Source organism: Blastococcus sp. CCUG 61487, assembly GCF_005222955.1.
GTDB lineage: Bacteria > Actinomycetota > Actinomycetes > Mycobacteriales > Geodermatophilaceae > Blastococcus.
This window is the reverse complement of record NZ_LWUA01000121.1, coordinates 1-577: the sequence shown is the minus strand read 5'-3', so window position 1 is coordinate 577 and position 577 is coordinate 1. Positions and strand designations below refer to the sequence as shown.

General features: G+C 77.8%; 2 protein-coding genes. Both read left to right on the top strand.

Going from position 1 to position 577, the window contains the following annotated elements; genetic code table 11:
* Positions 1-5 precede the first annotated feature (5 nt).
* Complete coding sequence (locus tag A6V29_RS08215) at positions 6-365, top strand: HNH endonuclease (RefSeq protein WP_137159858.1); 360 nt, start codon at positions 6-8, stop codon at positions 363-365.
* Between the two features lie 10 nt (positions 366-375).
* Positions 376-577, top strand: a 202-nt coding sequence (locus A6V29_RS08210) for an MOSC N-terminal beta barrel domain-containing protein (RefSeq protein ID WP_170977759.1), incomplete at its 3' end; no start/stop codon positions are given.

Below are 577 nucleotides of genomic sequence, written 5' to 3'. Positions count from 1 at the left end.
TCGCGCTGGTCCTGGCGCGCGACGGCGGCACGTGCATCTGGTGCCGCCGGCCCTTCACCGGCCTCGTGGTGCCGACGACCGAGCACGTCGTGCCCAGGGTCAAGGGCGGCCCGTCCTGGCTGGCGAACGAGGTCGCCGCCTGCGGTCGGTGCAACGGCGAGCGAGGTCACCGGGGGCCGGTGGAGTGGCTGGAGGAGTGCCTGCGCCGCGGTTGGGACGCGGACACGCCCCGGCTGGCCCGCGCGCTCGACGCGCTGGCCGAGGCGATCGCGCGGGAGGGCGGCCAGCGCCGCGCTCGGCACTACCTGGACGCGCAGCGGCGACGGTTGCGCCGGCGGGGGACCGGTCGTGCGATCCCGGCCTAGATTCGATCCCGTGACGACGACGGCGCGGGTGGTGGGCATCCGGATCTACCCGGTGAAGTCGCTGGGCGGGACCGACCGCGACCGGGTGCGGCTGCTGCCCGCGGGCCCGGAGGGCGACCGGGCGTGGGCGGTGGTCGACGCCGCGACGGGTGAGGCGGTGCGTGGCAAGCACGCCCCCGCGCTGGCCGGCGTGCGCCCGGTCGGCGACCCCG